This is a genomic window from Gracilimonas sp., from assembly GCF_031581265.1.
Taxonomy (GTDB): Bacteria; Bacteroidota; Rhodothermia; order Balneolales; family Balneolaceae; genus Gracilimonas.
Genome location: NZ_JAVLBQ010000001.1, coordinates 199,309 through 216,031, shown reverse-complemented (window position 1 = coordinate 216,031; position 16,723 = coordinate 199,309). Strand labels below are relative to the sequence as shown.

15 protein-coding genes are annotated in these 16,723 nt (G+C 40.0%); 10 read left to right on the top strand and 5 right to left on the bottom strand.

All coding sequences use genetic code 11. The annotated features are described in order from the left end of the window. The first annotated feature begins 211 nt into the window (after positions 1 to 211). Positions 212 to 1,555, top strand: coding sequence for a DNA recombination protein RmuC (rmuC, locus tag RI561_RS00885; RefSeq protein ID WP_395078323.1), 1,344 nt, complete (start codon positions 212 to 214; stop codon positions 1,553 to 1,555). A gap of 55 nt (positions 1,556 to 1,610) precedes the next feature. Here the strand turns inward: rmuC and RI561_RS00880 are convergent, their stop codons facing one another. After that, the gene (locus tag RI561_RS00880; RefSeq protein WP_395078322.1) at positions 1,611 to 2,303 is read right to left on the bottom strand and encodes an RluA family pseudouridine synthase; all 693 of its coding nucleotides are present in this window, start codon (positions 2,301 to 2,303) and stop codon (positions 1,611 to 1,613) included. A gap of 318 nt (positions 2,304 to 2,621) precedes the next feature. Here RI561_RS00880 and uvrC point away from each other — a divergent pair, with 318 nt between their 5' ends. The 9 genes from uvrC to tkt all read left to right on the top strand — a co-directional run bounded on the left by uvrC (position 2,622) and on the right by tkt (position 12,361). Next, the gene (gene uvrC, locus RI561_RS00875) at positions 2,622 to 4,463 is read left to right on the top strand and encodes an excinuclease ABC subunit UvrC (RefSeq protein ID WP_395078321.1); all 1,842 of its coding nucleotides are present in this window, start codon (positions 2,622 to 2,624) and stop codon (positions 4,461 to 4,463) included. A gap of 197 nt (positions 4,464 to 4,660) precedes the next feature. Continuing rightward, positions 4,661 to 5,302, top strand: coding sequence for an RNA polymerase sigma factor (locus RI561_RS00870; protein ID WP_395078320.1), 642 nt, complete (start codon positions 4,661 to 4,663; stop codon positions 5,300 to 5,302). Continuing rightward, on the top strand, positions 5,289 to 5,828 hold the full coding sequence (locus RI561_RS00865) for a hypothetical protein (RefSeq protein WP_395078319.1): 540 nt from the start codon (positions 5,289 to 5,291) through the stop codon (positions 5,826 to 5,828). The genes RI561_RS00870 and RI561_RS00865 overlap by 14 nt, the downstream gene beginning before the upstream one ends. Before the next feature lie 138 nt (positions 5,829 to 5,966). Beyond that, positions 5,967 to 6,764: a ParA family protein gene (locus tag RI561_RS00860; protein WP_395078318.1), complete on the top strand. Its 798-nt coding sequence runs from the start codon at positions 5,967 to 5,969 to the stop codon at positions 6,762 to 6,764. 15 nt (positions 6,765 to 6,779) lie between these two features. After that, positions 6,780 to 7,718, top strand: a complete 939-nt coding sequence (locus RI561_RS00855; protein WP_395078317.1) for a ParB/RepB/Spo0J family partition protein — start codon at positions 6,780 to 6,782, stop codon at positions 7,716 to 7,718. A gap of 73 nt (positions 7,719 to 7,791) precedes the next feature. Next, positions 7,792 to 8,325 (top strand): DUF5683 domain-containing protein, encoded by a 534-nt coding sequence (locus RI561_RS00850; protein ID WP_395078316.1) that lies wholly within the window; start codon positions 7,792 to 7,794, stop codon positions 8,323 to 8,325. A 6-nt stretch (positions 8,326 to 8,331) separates the two neighbouring features. Continuing rightward, positions 8,332 to 9,036: a TIGR00730 family Rossman fold protein gene (locus RI561_RS00845; RefSeq protein ID WP_395078315.1), complete on the top strand. Its 705-nt coding sequence runs from the start codon at positions 8,332 to 8,334 to the stop codon at positions 9,034 to 9,036. A 134-nt stretch (positions 9,037 to 9,170) separates the two neighbouring features. Then, positions 9,171 to 10,205: a tetratricopeptide repeat protein gene (locus RI561_RS00840; RefSeq protein WP_395078314.1), complete on the top strand. Its 1,035-nt coding sequence runs from the start codon at positions 9,171 to 9,173 to the stop codon at positions 10,203 to 10,205. Between the two features lie 155 nt (positions 10,206 to 10,360). Next, positions 10,361 to 12,361 carry a transketolase gene (gene tkt, locus RI561_RS00835; protein ID WP_395078313.1) on the top strand — a complete coding sequence of 667 codons (2,001 nt, stop codon included), beginning with the start codon at positions 10,361 to 10,363 and terminating at the stop codon, positions 12,359 to 12,361. A gap of 7 nt (positions 12,362 to 12,368) precedes the next feature. On the opposite strand, the gene RI561_RS00830 is transcribed toward tkt, so the two are convergent. The 4 genes from RI561_RS00830 to RI561_RS00815 all read right to left on the bottom strand — a co-directional run bounded on the left by RI561_RS00830 (position 12,369) and on the right by RI561_RS00815 (position 16,722). After that, on the bottom strand, positions 12,369 to 13,508 hold the full coding sequence (locus RI561_RS00830) for a PP2C family protein-serine/threonine phosphatase (protein ID WP_395078312.1): 1,140 nt from the start codon (positions 13,506 to 13,508) through the stop codon (positions 12,369 to 12,371). Positions 13,509 to 13,631: 123 nt separating this feature from the next. Further along, on the bottom strand, positions 13,632 to 14,189 hold the full coding sequence (locus tag RI561_RS00825) for an SPOR domain-containing protein (RefSeq protein WP_395078311.1): 558 nt from the start codon (positions 14,187 to 14,189) through the stop codon (positions 13,632 to 13,634). A 1-nt stretch (position 14,190) separates the two neighbouring features. After that, entirely contained in the window at positions 14,191 to 15,060 is an 870-nt protein-coding gene (locus tag RI561_RS00820; protein WP_395078310.1) for an aldehyde dehydrogenase family protein, read from the bottom strand. Positions 15,061 to 15,222: 162 nt separating this feature from the next. After that, entirely contained in the window at positions 15,223 to 16,722 is a 1,500-nt protein-coding gene (locus RI561_RS00815) for an aldehyde dehydrogenase family protein (protein ID WP_395078309.1), read from the bottom strand. Between the last annotated feature and the right edge of the window lies 1 nt (position 16,723).

The window sequence follows — 16,723 nt, the reverse complement described above, 5'->3', positions numbered from 1 at the left end:
CTATACTTATAACTTGGACTACCGGGAAAGCATTCCGTTTGTTCTTTTAAAACATTTGCTGATACTTTACTAAAAAGAAATTGATACAAAATAGAGATCGATAATCCGGGCCGACATAAGTTCCAAAAGAGTTTGAAAACCATGACAATAACTGTCACCTGTGGGTTTTATATTTGAGCCAGAATAAAAGCTGAATTAATCAAAATAAACTATGGAAATTGCTTTGGTCATTGCCGGGCTTATTATCGGGGGCATTGCCGGATATTTAATCGCCCACTTCAAATCGAAATCTGAAACTTCGCGGCTGGAGGAACGCAATATCAGCCTAAAAGAGCAGCTTGAGGAAGTAGAGGCAGAATACGATCAGCTTCAACAGAAAAGTGAAAAGGACCTTGTCGAAGAGCGTGAGCGGGCCAATGAATTGGATCGAAAGCTGGCCTCCCGGGAAGCGGATTATAAGAACCTGCAAGAACGCCTGAACGAACAGAAAAAAGAATTATCCGAAATGCAGGAACAGCTCACCACGCAGTTTGAAAACCTGGCTAATAAAATCCTGGAAGAGAAATCCGAAAAATTCACCAAGCAAAACAAGGAGCAGATTGATCAGTTGTTGAATCCATTGGGTGAGAAACTGGAGGCTTTCAAGAAGAAGGTGGAGGAGACACATAAAGATGAAGTGGAAGCCCGTGGTTCGCTCAAACAGGAATTAAAGCACTTGATGGAGCTCAATAAAACCATGAGTGAGGATGCTAAGAATCTCACCAAAGCTTTAAAAGGGGACAATAAAGCTGTGGGCGATTGGGGAGAGGTGATATTGGAACGCATTCTGGAGCGTTCGGGACTTACGAAAGGAAGAGAATATGAAACTCAAAAAGGGTTTTCAAAAGAAGATGGAATGGGTCATAACAAACCGGATGTGGTGGTTTATCTGCCGGATGAGAAATTTATGGTGATTGATTCGAAAGTCTCGTTGAAGGCCTATGAAAAATACAGTTCTGCTGAAGATGAAGTTGAGCAACAGCAATTTCTGAAAGAACATGTAAACTCTATTCGCGCCCATGTAAAAGGCTTAAGCGGGAAAAATTATGAGCAAATTCATGGCGCCCAAAGCCCGGATTTTGTGTTACTCTTTGTACCCATTGAACCGGCATTTAGTGCAGCCCTTCAGTATGATTCGAATCTTTATTACGAAGCCTTTGACCAAAATATCGTGATCGTCAGTCCTTCTACCTTATTGGCAACGTTGGCAACCATAGATAGTGTGTGGAAGCAGGAGTATCAAAATAAAAACGCGATGGAAATTGCCAAACGGGGTGGGGCATTGTATGACAAATTTGTGCTATTTGTGGAGAGTATGAATGATATAGGCCAGCGAATTCGTCAAACCCAAGATAGTTACGATGAAGCCATGGGGCGGCTTTCAACGGGGGCCGGTAATTTGGTTCGTCAAGCAGAAATGATCCGGAAACTCGGAGCTAAAACTTCTAAACAACTGCCGGGTAATATTACCGATGAACTTGATGATGAGTTATTAGAAGAGGAGACTGATTCCTGAAAAATCACTTAGATTTCTTCGCATTTAGAGATCATGCTGTTGAAAAGATCTTTTTTCAATACTCAAACATATTCCAGGGCTTGCCGGTGGGTTTGGGAGCTTTAAAAGTCATCAGCTCTTTTAAGGTAGGATGCTCCAGCTCCAGTTTAACAGCTCGTAACGCGATGTCTTTTCCCTTTGTTTCTTGGGGATCTCCATATTTATGATCCCCCCAAAGCGGATGACCTTCCTTAGCAAATTGCACTCTGATTTGATGGGGTCGCCCCGTGATCAGATCTACCTCAATTACACTAAAATTAGCATTCATTTTTATGGTGATGAATTTCAGTCTCGATTCCTTAGCGTTTCTTTTGGGCGATTCATAAGCTTTTACGGTATTAGACCGGTTGTCTTTTTCCAGAAAATGAACTAATTCTCCATAAACCGGAGCCTGTCCCTTAACAAGTGCCCAATACGTTTTATTAATCGTTCGTTTCCGAATTTGATAGGAAAGTCGTGAAGCTGCTTTCGAGGTTTTAGCCAGAACCATCACTCCACTTACGGGGCGATCCAATCGGTGTACTAAACCCAGGTATACATTTCCCGGCTTCTTGTATTTCTCCTTTATGTACTGCTTACACAAATTTAGCACATCCGGGTCTCCGGTGTGATCTTCCTGAGAAAGTACTCCTGCCGGTTTATCAATAACCAGCAAGTGATTGTCTTCAAAAATGATGGGAATGTTGGGCGTAGTCTGCGTTGTTTCCATGGGTCAAAATTAGGCATTCTGAGAACCAAAAATGAGATGATTTGCCACTAAATCGTCTGGCAAATGAATAAAAAATAAAAACAGAATCCGAACAAGAAGTGATCTGATGAATGAATAAGGGTTTTTTATGACTAAGGAATGGAACGCGGATGACTCGGATTGGGCGGATGATCGCAGAAAGTTTATAAGGTGCTCTGTAAATATTTAATTCCGTGTACATCCGCAAGATCAGCATCATCTGCGTTCCATTCGTATGTAGCAACTGGAAAATTTGTGCATCTTATTAATCTGTGATCAAATTTATTTTATCTTTGGGATATGAGTAAAGATGGACAAGTTAATCTCTCTGAGAAAGTAGCCAATTTACCAACCTCTCCCGGTGTCTATATTTACCGGGATTCCTCTGGAACGGAGCTATATGTAGGTAAGGCTAAGCGACTGAGGAACAGAGTGCGGTCTTATTTTCAGGATTCCCGACCGGCGGATGGACGAATCAAAACCATGGTGTCTAAAATTGATGACATCGAGGTATTTGTTACAGATTCAGAAGCCGAGGCTCTTATCTTGGAGAATAATCTTATCAAGCAGTATCAGCCACGGTATAATATTATGTACCGGGATGATAAGTCGTATCCGTACATCTGCATCACCGATGAGACTAAGCCACGTGTGTTTCCTACCCGAACGGTGGTTAAGGATAGAAGTAAATACTTCGGTCCTTATGACAACGTGGGTGCTATGAAGCGAATGCTTGAGACTATACGAAAAGCATTTGGTCTTTGTACCTGTGCCGTCTCTCAAAAAAATATTGACAAGACCAAGAGCGTCCCCAACTGGCATTCCTGCTTCGATGATTACCTCGAAAATTGCTCCGGTGACTGGGATGATGAGATCTATCAAACTACCATCAAGAAAGTAGAACGGATGCTGAACGGACAAACCGATCAACTGATTCGTGAACTAAAAGAGGAAATGCAGATTGCTTCCGATGCATTAGCGTTTGAAGAAGCTGCTCAACTCCGTGATAGTCTGGAAGCTGTTAAGCATTACAGTCAGAAGATGAAAATGGTGGTTTCTAAAAAAGTTGATCGTGATGTGTTTGCCATTCGCAAGGACGAAGAAATTGGTGAGGCTTGTGGTGTGTTGTTCAAAGTTCGGGAGGGGAAGATGATCGGGAAATTCCATCGGTTCCTGAAGAATATAAAAGGTCTTGAAATGGGAGAGATGCTGCAATCATTTGTGGAAGATTACTATACCGGGCAATATATGGCAGCCATTCCTGATGAAGTTTATTTGAGTCATGAGCTGATGGAAACCGAACCTTTGGAGCAATACCTTGAGCAAGAACGCGGAAAAATGGTACCTGTAAAAGTTCCACAGATCGGAGAGAAAAAGCAGCTTATTAAAATGGCACAGGCCAATGCAAAATTACACCTTAATGAAAGGGCACTCGAAAAAGCTAAAGCTGAACGAGATCGAATTCCGCATGCTGTGAAGGAACTTAAAGAGCATCTTAAACTGGATCGCCTTCCCCGAAGAATTGAGTGTTTTGATAACTCGAATCTGCAAGGCAGTGACCCGGTAGCATCTATGGTTTGCTTCGTTGATGCCAAGCCTCGTAAGAGCGAGTACAAACGGTTCAATATAAAAACCGTTGAAGGACCAGATGACTTTGCTTCTATGAAAGAAATTCTGACCCGAAGATATTCCCGGGTTATGAAAGAAGGACAGCAAATTCCTGATCTCATAATTGTGGATGGGGGAAAGGGGCAGCTAAGTTCTGCAGTAGAAGCCCTTAAAGAAATTGATTTCTACGGAGAATGTGAGATTATCGGGCTGGCCAAGCGTCTTGAAGAAGTATTTTTGCCTGGAATGTCAAACCCTATTATGATTCCCAAGAAATCCTCAGCGCTAAAATTACTTCAGCATGCGAGGGATGAAGCGCATCGTTTTGCCATTAATTTTCACCGGCAGAAAAGAAGTAAGCGTACAGTAAAGACAGAGTTAGTTGAAATAGAAGGTATTGGAGATAAAACTGCTCAAAAGTTGTTGCAAGAATTTGGGTCTGTCAAAAAAGTTAAAAAAGCAGAGAAAAAAGAAATTCAAGCCCTGATTGGTAAATCAAAAGGAGAGAACGTGTACAACTTTTTCAGGCAGTAATTCGTCTGCATAATGTAAAAAAGGATGTAACATTAATATGTTATATGAATAGAAAAGTGCGGATACTATAATTTCGCAAGCCGATAAGTTAAAGGCTAACGAAACGCTTTCAGCAGTCATCAAGTTTTAAGGAACAAAAGGATAGTATTAAAGTTTGACTTGTTGTTAGCAGAATCCCAAATAGTAGGGTGATTATTATGAAACTGATTAAAAGACACGTTGATAAACCAAATTATAAAAATCTCAAAGACAGAGAGCTGGTAAAGTATTTCAGAAAAAATGGTGATGAAGCAGCTTTTAATGAACTGATGAATCGTCATCAGCAAAAAATCTATTCTTATATTTACAGTATGGTGATGAATCCTGAAATCGCCAACGATCTTTTCCAAACTACCTTCACTAAGGTAATAACTAAGATGGATGATACGTATAATGAACAAGGCAAATGGATTGCCTGGGTGATGCGTATTGCACATAATGCAACGATTGATTATTTAAGAAAACAAAAAAGATATATCGACGTTAGTGGATGGAGTGATGAGGATTCCTCAACCGATTATTTTGATCGGATGGAAGACGAAAGCAATGTGGATGCGGATGAGAAATTGATCGAGTCCGAAATGAAATCAAGTTTAATGAAACACATTGCCAAACTTCCTGAGGAACAGCGCTCAGTGGTTTTGTTAAGGCACTATTATGAAATGCCATTTAAAGAAATAGCAGAGCTCACTGATGTTTCCATCAATACTGCATTAGGACGCATGCGGTATGCACTCATAAATCTTAGAAAGTATTTTGAGGAAGAACGAGAAGAAGAGCAAAAACATGCACACGGATGAACACAACACTATTCGCTATTTGATGAAGGAAATGGATCCTTCAGAAGAAGCGGAATTCGAAAGGAAAATGCGGGAGGATGAAGATTTATTGATCGAAGTTGAAAGTTTGCGGGCTACTAAACGCAAGCTTTCAAGCCTTCCGCAAAAAAAACCACCTAAAGAAATAACAAACCAAGTACTTAATGATATAAAACAGCTACAATCTAATAAATCTACATTTTTAAAAACCTTTTCAACTTTTGCTAAAAGAGGATTGGCTGCTGCAATATTGTTGATGAGTATGACGGTTGGGTATTTCTATTTTATGGGTAATTCTGCTACCACACAGGAAACAGCTATTCCAAGTGATTCTGAAACGGTAGAACCTTGGGTAGATAGAAATGAGGTACTGAGGTTTACCGGGGGAGAGCAATCTTCGGTTCAGTCAGAATTCACCAGAAGTTATGAAAAGTTGCAGTTGGTTAATGATCCTTCTGCTAATGGCAGTGCCAATAATAGTATTTTACTTACCGGATCATCTAACTAAGTATATGCTAACTAACACTTTATCCTAAAAATGTGGATAACTTTGCCTTGGAATGTGAATAAGTATTTTTGTATAGCAGTACACCTCGCTTTATATTAGAATTTATTGGAATTACATAACAAGTATAAAGCAGGATTAATGGGAAAAGTCATATCAATTGCCAATCAAAAAGGTGGAGTAGGAAAAACAACTACGGCAATAAATTTAGCCGCTAGTTTAGCTGCTGTTGAACACCCTACACTGGTAATAGACATCGATCCACAAAGCAATACCACAAGTGGTTTAGGTATTGACTCTAAGACGGTATCTAATTCGGTGTATGAAATGATGATTGGCAGTGCTGACATAGACGATACAATTCGTCAAACTGAATTGGATTTCCTCGACTTGGTCCCGGCTCACATAAATTTAGTGGGAGCTGAAATTGAGATGATTGACCGCGAGGAAAGGGAGAGAATCCTTAAAAAAGCCATTTTAAGCGTTAGGGATAAATATGATTTTATCATTATTGATTGTCCTCCTTCTTTAGGTTTATTGACAATCAATGCTTTAACTGCCTCAGATTCAATTGTTATTCCGGTGCAATGCGAATATTTTGCACTCGAAGGATTAGGACAGCTTCTGAATACGATCAAAATTGTTCGTCAGCATTTAAACCCTGAGTTAGATATTGAGGGAGTGTTGTTAACTATGTATGATACGCGTACAAGACTCTCTAACCAGGTTGCAGATGAAGTGAAACGTTATTTTGATGACCGGGTCTTCAAATCTGTAATTGCAAGAAATGTGAGGTTGGCTGAAGCTCCCAGTTTTGGTAAGCCGGCTTTACTTTATGATTCTACCAGTGTGGGAGCTAAAAATTACTTGGCTTTATCTCGAGAAATCATCAAGAAAAACAAGAAATTATTTAAGGACAGCCCGGTCCTGACAAACTAAGAACTAAGTTAGATTATGGCTTCCAAAAAAGTACTTGGACGTGGTTTAGGAGCTTTCTTTCCGGAATATAAAGAAGAAGGCAAAGAGTCGGTTGAAGGTTCGGATGCTGAAAAAGAAACGCTCGAAAAGAATATCGTAAAACCAGAAGATCGGGTAAACATTGTTCTTTTCGTACCGGTAGATCATATTCGTAAAAATCCTCATCAGCCCAGGAAACAATTTAATGAAGAACGTCTGGATGAACTGGCTGATTCTATAAAGGAACATGGGCTTATTCAACCTATTACCGTCCGATACATTGGTGAAAAGCGTTTTGAGCTTATAAGCGGGGAAAGACGGTTGAGGGCTGCCAAATTAGCCGGACTAAAGGAAGTGCCGGCCTTTATACGTGAGGCCGATGATGAGCAAAGTATGGCCTTTGCGCTTATTGAAAACATCCAGCGGGAAGAGTTAAATCCGCTTGAAGTTGCTTTAGGATATCAGCGACTGTTGGAAGAATTTGATTATACCCAAGCCGAGGTCGCTGAAAAGGTTGGCAAAAACCGATCAACGGTTACGAACATGCTTCGTCTGTTAAATTTGCCGGACTTCATTCAAACGGCTCTGAAATCAAATCAGATAACTATGGGACATGCAAGGGCATTAATTACCATAGAGGATGAGGAGATTCAACAAAAAATCTTGAAGAAGGTATTGGATGAAGGGCTTTCAGTTCGTCAAATTGAACAAGCCGTACGGGATTTAGAAAAATCCGGAAGTAGTAAAAAGAAAAAGAAAAGTCCCCGGAAAGATCCTAATAATCCGTTCTATGAAGAAATTTCGGCCAGACTTCGCCGTACATTTAGTACAAAAGTTAACATTAAACCCAAAAAGAAAGGCGGAGAGATAAAGATTGAATATTACTCCGATGATGACCTTGGACGCTTACTTTCTATATTTGATTCGATCGATTAGCTTGGGTTTGGTATTTGCGCTAGGTTTTATCTTGTCCGGATTTGCCCAGAATAGCCAATCTTATGAAAGTTTTGTGCCAAAGAACTATTCAATTCGCTCCTCATTTATAGATACTGCTGAAACAGATATAACTTATCCTGATCCTAAAAAAGTTTTAAAACAATCGTTAATGATTCCGGGATGGGGACAGGTGACAAACAAGCAGACGTGGAAAGTTCCTATTGTTTATGGATTGATAGGAGGTTTAACATACTACAGTGTTTATTTACACAAAAAATATCACGATTACAGGGCTGCATATTATAATCTAAATCCCGATACACCGGATGATAACCGGTTTGGAGACACTCCTGATTATATTCCTGATAATGCCAATTTAAGTGCCCTTCAGCAAAACAGAAACTTTTTCCGAAACCGAAGAGATTTAGTGTATGTTTTTGTGGGGCTATCCTATGCATTAAATGCAATCGATGCTTATGTTTTTGCCCATTTACGATCATTTGATGTATCTGACGATCTCTCAATGGGAGTAGAAATTCAGCCTGCTATTATAGCAACGAATTATGCTACTCACGCCCCATCTATATCATTTTCAATTAATTTTTAGGAATATATGACACCAGAACAAAGAGAATTTCAGGCAAAGAAGCCTCAATTTAACGGCTATGACCGGGATATTTGGAGTATTTTTAAAGTGATGGGAGAATTTGTGGAAGGCTACGACAAGCTTTTCCAAATTGGCCCTTGTATTTCCATTTTTGGTTCAGCCCGTACTAAGCCTGAGAATAAATACTATGAGTTGGCGGTGGAAACTGCAGACAAAATTACCAAAAAGGGATTTGGCGTAATTACCGGTGGAGGTCCGGGAATTATGGAAGCAGCTAACAAAGGAGCCGAGAAGGGCAATGGAAAATCGGTTGGATTAGGAATCAGCTTGCCATTTGAACAAGGAACGAACCAATATGTGGACCCTGATTTCACCATTAATTTTAATTATTTTTTTGTGCGCAAGGTTATGTTTGTGAAATACGCTCAGGGCTTTGTGGTATTTCCGGGAGGATTTGGAACCCTTGATGAACTTTTTGAAAGTCTCACACTCATACAAACCCGAAAAATAGATCAAATTCCTATTATCTTATTTGGAAGTGATTACTGGAAAGGCTTAACAGAGTGGATTGAAAATACTATGAAGGAATGGGGCACCATCTCGGACAATGATACTGATCTTTTTCACGTTACTGATTCCACAGATGAAGTCGTAGATATAATATGTGATTTTTACAGTAAAAAAGAACCGATGCCAAATTTCTATTTCTAAATTATAGAGTGGTAAACGGGCCGAAAAGTGTAAATTTATACTATTTAGCTAAAAAAAAGGTGTTATAATTTTAAATTCAGTGTCAATTTTTATTAAATTCGGCGCTGCAACTAACTATCAAAACAAAAAATGATATGAAGCTTTTAAAAATAAGTTTTAGTGCTGTCTTAATCGCTATGATGGCATTTCAAGTACATGCACAAGACCAAACGCAAGCAGTAGAGCTATACAACAAGGGATTAGAACAGGCACAAGCTAATGAGTACGATGCTGCTATTTCAACATTTACTCGGGTTATTTCGATGGGAGAGCAACTTGGTCCCGAAGGAGAGGAAGTTAAGAATAACGCAGAATCCCAGATTCCTAAAATGTATTTTGCTAAGGCAAGAGCGCTTTATCAGAATTATCAAAGAAGTAAAGAACTCTCCACACTTGAGGATGCAATCGATGCCTTCAAGAATGTTATTGATGTAAGTGAAGAGTATGGTGATGACAGATACACACCTACTGCAAGAGGGGCAATTCCACAATTATATTATGCTAAATCTGTCCTGCTTTACAGCGAAGAAAATTATGAAGTTTCGGAGCAAGCAGTCGATGAAGCGCTCAACTTAAATTCGAACTATGCTGCTGCCTATTATCAGAAAGCTAAGATTTTCAAAAAAGTGAATGACACTGATGGTGACGGTATCATAGATCAGAATGTAGAACAGATGCTTGAGTGGTACGATCGCGCTATTGATGTGGGACAAACGACAAATAAAGGTACGGTTGTAGAAAATGCTAATGAAGCTGCTCATGATGAATTATTGGCTGTAGGTACAAGAGCCTCGGAAGCAAATAACTTAGATTATGCATTTCAAATGCTTGAAACAGCTTTAAATTATAATGCCCAATCAGCTGATGTCTATTATCGATTAGCAGAAGCACACAACAAAGCTGGTAATCCGGAAGAGGCAATAGAGGCTGCAAATAATTCTCTTGAATATGAAACCGGTGGACGTACCGATAAAGCTAAAATTTATTTTGAACTGGGATATGCCCATCAAACCTTAGGTAATAAGGCTGAATCTTGTGATGCATTTTCAAATGCAGTATATGGTCAATTTAAGTCTGCTGCCGAACACAAAATGGAGTTTGAATTGAAGTGTGATTCAGCAACCGAGTAGAATTTTACATTCATAATGTTATCTAAAGCCACACTTTTTTTTAGAGTGTGGCTTTTTTATATATAGCCTCATTTATCTTTTTATACAAAAGGTGCATTTGCTATCTTTGCCCATCCGTTTCCTAATCAACCTAACCTTTAATAATTTCTTCATACATGCCAGCTTCAAAACTTGATTCACTCTGTGTCAACACCATAAGAACTTTATCTATCGATGCCGTTGAGAAGGCCAATTCCGGTCACCCCGGCATGCCTATGGGAATGGCTGATGTAGCTTATATTTTATGGACTAAATTTTTGAAGCATATTCCAAATAACCCAAATTGGTTTGACAGAGATCGTTTTATTTTGTCTGCCGGACACGGTTCGATGCTTATCTACAGTTTATTGCACCTTAGTGGATACGATCTTAGTCTTGATGAGATCAAGAACTTCCGCCAAATGGGGAGTAAAACCCCGGGGCATCCTGAATACGGAATGACACCCGGTGTAGAAACTACCACAGGGCCTTTGGGACAGGGATTTGGAACCGGTGTTGGAATGGCCATGGCTGAGCATTTTATAGGAGCCAACTTCAACAAAGAGGGGCACGAAATTATTGATCACTATACATATGCTATTGTAAGCGACGGGGATTTAATGGAAGGAATTTCCCACGAGTCTGCTTCAATGGCAGGGCATATGGGACTTGGAAAACTTATATATCTTTATGATTCAAATAGAATCTCGATTGAGGGTTCTACTGACCTTGCCTTTACCGAAGATGCAGTAAAAAGATTTGAATCATACAATTGGCATGTAGTTGAAATTGATGGTCACAACCATGATGAAATAACTTCAGCAATAGAAGAAGCTCAATCAGTAACAGATAAACCTTCCATTATTATTTGTAAGACACATATCGGATTTGGAAGTCCAAACAAGCAAGATTCAGCTTCGTCACATGGGTCTCCACTGGGCGAGGAAGAAATTAAACTTACCAAGGAAGCTTACGGTTGGGACCCTGAAAAGAAATTTAATATACCTGATGAGGTCTTAAGTAAATTCAGAGAATCCGTTGATAAAGGAAAGAAAGCAGAGGAAGAATGGAATCAAAAATTAGAAGCTTATAAAAACGCCTTTCCCAAAGAAGGTAAAATGCTTAAAGCCTGGATAAACAGAGAAATTTCTAATGAACTGGAATCTAACTTACCGGTATTTGAAGAAGATGAAAAAGGAATGGCGAGTCGTGCAGCCTCCGGAAAAGTGATTAATTCTTTAAAGGAAGTAGTGCCAAATTTATTTGGCGGCTCAGCTGACTTGGGAGGAAGTACTAAAACGGATATCGAAGGATATGGATCTTACATCGTAGATAAACCTACCGGCAGAACGGTTCACTTTGGTGTGAGAGAGCACGGAATGGGAGCAGCAGTAAACGGTATGGCTATACATGGTGGAATGGTTCCCTATGGTGCTACTTTCTTTGTATTCACCGATTATATGAGACCCGCAATTCGATTGGCAGCACTTATGAAAACCCCATCAATTTTTGTACTTACTCACGACAGTATTGGTTTAGGTGAAGATGGTCCAACTCATCAGCCCATTGAACACCTTGCAAGTCTCAGGGCCATGCCAAATGTTACAATTTTACGTCCCGGCGATGCTAATGAAACGGCCTACGCCTGGAAGGCTGCAATTGACAACACCACAGGACCAACTCTTTTGGTGCTCACACGTCAAAACCTTCCAACTTTGCCAAGATCAGAGCAGAATTCAGCCAAAATGGTACTTAAAGGTGGATACGTGTATGCAGATTCAACCCAAAAAACTCCGGATGCTATTTTAATTGCAACAGGTTCGGAATTACATCTTGCTGTACAAGCTAAATCGAAATTAGCAAAACAAGATGTTGACGTCCGTGTAGTGAGTTTACCAAGCTGGGAACTATTTGAAAAGCAGAGTGATGCTTATAAGCAATCCGTATTTCCTGATGAGGTAATCAATCGAGTATCTATAGAAGCTGGTGCTACTTTTGGGTGGGAACGATATATAGGAGCAAAAGGAAAAGCAATTGGATTGAATCGATTTGGTGAATCTGCTCCTTATGAAGATTTGTTTGATCATTTTGGCATTACTGTTGAAGCAGCAGTTGACGCAGTACTTGAGGGAAATTAGAGGCCTTTTAAGAAGGTCGATGGATACAAGTAAAGGTTATGTCGTCTAATGGATCTACAGAGCCTATAAAAGCTTCTAAGGAGGACTGCACCTTGCCGATGATAGTTTTGGCATGGAGGGATCCATAAATCTCCATCAGGGATTCGATGCGTTCTTCACCATATTCTTCGTCTCGGCTATTACGGGCTTCATTGAGGCCATCAGTGTAAAACAAAACTGAATCACCGGGGTTGAAGTGAAATTTCTTTACTTCCATATTTTTATCAAGCAAACTGGTGGAAGTCATCCCCAAAGCAAATCCATTTGATTTCAGTTTAAAAGTAGTGTCTCTGTCTTTGTTATAATAGATCGGAATGTTGTGTCCGGCCCTGATGTATTCAAAATAGTCTTCATCGTTGGGGAAGTAAGCAACGCAACCTGTTACAAAAGTTTTGTCTTTACTGTTGCTTTTAATGTAGTTGTTGAGTTGTAAGAATAATTCTTTTGAAGTAGGATGTTCTTTTTCAATGATCATACTAACCAAAGCCTGTAGGCGAACCATATATAAGGCCGCGCTTAAGCCTTTTCCGGATACATCGGCTATTACAACATATGTTCCCTTTTCCGTATCGATTACATCCAGGTAATCACCGCCGACTTCTTTTGCGGTATGGGCAAAGGAATATACTTCAAGGTTTTTCTTGTTTAGAGAGGTTCCCGGTAATAAGCTCAGCTGTATATCACGGGCGAGGTCAATTTCTTTTTGTACATCCGATTTTTCGAGCAATTCAATCAGCAAGAGCATAAACATGGAAATAAATCCAAAGGGGAGAAGCAGGTTGCCAATCAAGAAATACTCAATAATCCCAAAAAAGTTGAGCACGTAATAGGCTACAAAACTTACTGAACCAAGGCCAAATATTAATCTCCGGGTAGGGTTGAGGCGTTGCGTTAAATCCGAGAATAGCCTCATGAATTTTACATGACCAGGCAGCTGTTGCCCTTGTTGGCGTTCAATATCTTCAACAGCTTCTCTATAAACCAGCTTTAGCCGCTCCGTATCCGCTGAAAGCTCTTTGGAAAATCGTTCACGGCTCATTCCGGAAACATATTCCTGGTAGAATTTCTTAGTCCCGTAACCGGATTGCGCTTCGTTTTTTAGTCCCAATGAATCACTGATCTATGTTAATATTTGATCCTTCTTCGTAATAATAAACAAAAAGTTTTAGTTATTTCGGTTTGATTGGATTTCGAATCATTGAAAAAACAAAAAAACTTTACCTGTACAGGATTATTTGCTTTGAATAACGGTAGTATCTGCCGGGACTTTAAAAGGGTCAACGCGGTCATAAACAACCCATGCTCCCCTAAAATAACGTTTTACGATATTAGAAAACTTAATGGCTCTGTCGCGTTCATGGAAATCACCCACATGTACTCTGTAATAAGGAGTTCTGAAAAACACATAGGTTTCAGGTTGATAACTAACTATGGTAGTATCTGCCCAGGCTCTAAAATTAGCAGCCATCGTATCAGCTCCAGCTACATTCGTGCCTGAAAAGATTTGAACCCGGTATCCCTCATATAAGTTTTCTTCTTCTTCCTGCTGAACTTTTATTCGGTTGAAAGCTTCAGGAATTTGATTTTCACGATAAGCGTAGGCATCGGAGAGTTGCGTTCTATACCGCTCCAATTCTGTTGAAGAAGAAGTATTATTACTTATGTCATTACTTGTTGCTTCATCTTTTTCTTCAGTGGTTTCCGTTTCACTAACGGTTGGTTCTGAAGTGGAGCATGCCCCCATAGATATCGAGAAACACAGTAAAAAGACAGCGATTAATCTCATCATTTTAGAATCCTACCGGATGCCATGTGGTTTTAGTTTCTTGGAAATCAGTAACGAAATAAGGCGATTGTGCATCTTCTTCATACCAATCCTTTATGTGGCGCTTCACGATGCGTTTAACGTTTAACGAGGCATTCTCGTCTATCAATTTCTTCATTTCTTTGGGAAGATTATCGGTATAGCACATGGCATTTACATCCATGTGAGTACTAAAATGTTCCAATAATTCTTCTCGAAATCCGGTTAAAATATTCACAACTCCTCCGGGCACATCCGAAGAGTTCAATACTTCAGCAAAACTGATGGCCGGTAAAGGTGCTTTTTCGGAAGCTAAGATTACACATGTATTACCACCTGCAATGATAGGGGCAATAACGGAAACCAAACCAAGCAAGGGACTTTCTTCAGGCGCAAATGCAGCAACAACTCCTGTTGGCTCCAGCATACTGAAATTGAAGTGTGAGCTGGCTACCGGGTTAATAGAGCCAAATACTTGCTGGTACTTGTCCGTCCAACCTGCGTAGTAAATACATCGGTCTATAGCCGCATTTAATGTTGCTTCTGCTTCAATGGTTGTCATCCCAATAGGACCAAGTTCTTTCATAAATTGATCCCTTCGGTCTTCCATCATCTCAGCAATGCGGTATAAAACCTGTCCTCTGTTATAGGCGCTGCGACTACTCCATCCATCAAATGCGCTCCGGGCTACTTTCACCGCATCTCTGAAATCCTTACGAGAACCTTGACAAGCATTCGCAATCAAATCTCCTTCAGAATCCAGTGCTTTATAGGTACGTCCGGATTCACTGCGGGGGAAATTCCCGCCGATATACATTTTATAGGTTTTTTTAACGTCAATTCTTTCTTCTGTCATGATCAGTATTGGTTAATGGTGTAATGGTTAATTCGTTATTAGTTCACTTATTTATTTTTAAAGTATATGAGAACGAATAACAATTAACCAATAACTTATTCTCGTAGGTTATATGAATATTGATAATTTTAACAACTCGAATAATGAATTAAGATTTTGAGTTTAGTTTCGAATATATGCTGCGAGTCCGTGCATTCCACCTTCTCTGCCAACACCACTTTCCTTATATCCGCCAAAGGGGGAGGTAGGATCAAACTTGTTGTATGTATTCGCCCATACTACTCCTGAACGCATTTTGCTGCCCATTTTGAATATCTTCGAGCCTTTGTCTGTCCAGACTCCGTTAGCGAGTCCATATGGAGTGTTGTTGGCTTTCTCAATCCCTTCATCAGCTGTTCTAAAAGTTTGAACCGTAAGCACAGGACCAAAAATCTCTTCCTGAACCACCCGGTTCGATTGGGATACATTCGTAAACAGGGTAGGACGGATGAAATAGCCGTTTTCAGGAATATCACATTTAGCCTGATAGATATCTGCGCCTTCTTCGACACCTAATTCTAAATATTTGTTGACGGTTTCAAACTGCTCTTTAGAATTTATAGCACCAATGTCGGTATTTTTATCCAACGGGTCTCCAACAATGAGAGATTCTAGCCGGTCTTTTAGTTTTTGAATTACCTTATCTGCTACTCCTTCCTGCACAAGCAAACGAGAACCGGCACAGCATACATGCCCCTGGTTGAAGTAAATTGCATTGATTATTCCTTCGACTGCCTGATCTATTGGAGCATCTTCAAAAATAACCAAGGCTCCTTTACCGCCAAGCTCAAGGGTATATTTCTTATCGGTTCCGGCCAGTGATTTTTGGATGATTTTACCAACATTGGTTGAGCCGGTAAAAGCAATCTTATCTATATCTTTGTTATTTACGATTTCTGCACCGGTTTGTCCGGCACCGGTTACAATATTTACAACCCCATCAGGCAGCCCACAATCTTTGACAAGCTCAGCAAATTTAAGGGCTGTTAAGGAGGTAGTTTCAGCAGATTTAAGTACGACGGTATTTCCGGTAGCAAGGGCAGGTGCTATTTTCCAGGCTAACATTAACAGCGGAAAATTCCAGGGGATAATCTGTCCACACACTCCATAAGGTTTCGGTTTTTTACCTGGAAAAGCATATTCCAGTTTATCTGCCCAACCTGCATAGTAAAAGAAATAAGCGGCTACCAATGGGATGTCCACATCACGGGATTCTCGAATGGGTTTACCGCCATCCATACTTTCTAATACAGCAAATTCACGGGCACGCTCCTGAATCATCCGTGCAATGCGATAAATATATTTTCCGCGTTCTTTGGCCGAAATTTTTGCCCATTCCCCCTCATATGCTTTCCGGGCAGCTTTAACGGCTTTGTCGACATCTTTTTGAGTAGCCTCAGCAAATTCTGTTATGACTTCTTCAGTTGCCGGATTGGTACTCTTGAAGTATCGACCCTTGGAGGGTTTTACAAATTTTCCTCCAATGAATAAATCATATTGATCCTTGACTTCAGCAAAATCAGAATCTTGTGGAGCCGGGGCATATTCCCAAAGAGATGCAAAATCTAACTTAGAATTAGGGGAAGTTGGTTTGTAAGATTCTTTCGTTTCAGTATTGGACATA

Bases quoted from the DNA above. Each gene is read 5' to 3' on its own strand.
- rmuC (WP_395078323.1), top strand. From the start codon at position 212: ATGGAAATTGCTTTGGTCATTGCCGGGCTTATTATCGGGGGCATTGCC.
- RI561_RS00880 (WP_395078322.1), bottom strand. From the start codon at position 2,303: ATGGAAACAACGCAGACTACGCCCAACATTCCCATCATTTTTGAAGAC.
- uvrC (WP_395078321.1), top strand. From the start codon at position 2,622: ATGAGTAAAGATGGACAAGTTAATCTCTCTGAGAAAGTAGCCAATTTA.
- RI561_RS00870 (WP_395078320.1), top strand. From the start codon at position 4,661: ATGAAACTGATTAAAAGACACGTTGATAAACCAAATTATAAAAATCTC.
- RI561_RS00865 (WP_395078319.1), top strand. From the start codon at position 5,289: ATGCACACGGATGAACACAACACTATTCGCTATTTGATGAAGGAAATG.
- RI561_RS00860 (WP_395078318.1), top strand. From the start codon at position 5,967: ATGGGAAAAGTCATATCAATTGCCAATCAAAAAGGTGGAGTAGGAAAA.
- RI561_RS00855 (WP_395078317.1), top strand. From the start codon at position 6,780: ATGGCTTCCAAAAAAGTACTTGGACGTGGTTTAGGAGCTTTCTTTCCG.
- RI561_RS00845 (WP_395078315.1), top strand. From the start codon at position 8,332: ATGACACCAGAACAAAGAGAATTTCAGGCAAAGAAGCCTCAATTTAAC.
- RI561_RS00840 (WP_395078314.1), top strand. From the start codon at position 9,171: ATGAAGCTTTTAAAAATAAGTTTTAGTGCTGTCTTAATCGCTATGATG.
- tkt (WP_395078313.1), top strand. From the start codon at position 10,361: ATGCCAGCTTCAAAACTTGATTCACTCTGTGTCAACACCATAAGAACT.
- RI561_RS00825 (WP_395078311.1), bottom strand. From the start codon at position 14,189: ATGATGAGATTAATCGCTGTCTTTTTACTGTGTTTCTCGATATCTATG.
- RI561_RS00820 (WP_395078310.1), bottom strand. From the start codon at position 15,060: ATGACAGAAGAAAGAATTGACGTTAAAAAAACCTATAAAATGTATATC.
- RI561_RS00815 (WP_395078309.1), bottom strand. From the start codon at position 16,722: ATGTCCAATACTGAAACGAAAGAATCTTACAAACCAACTTCCCCTAAT.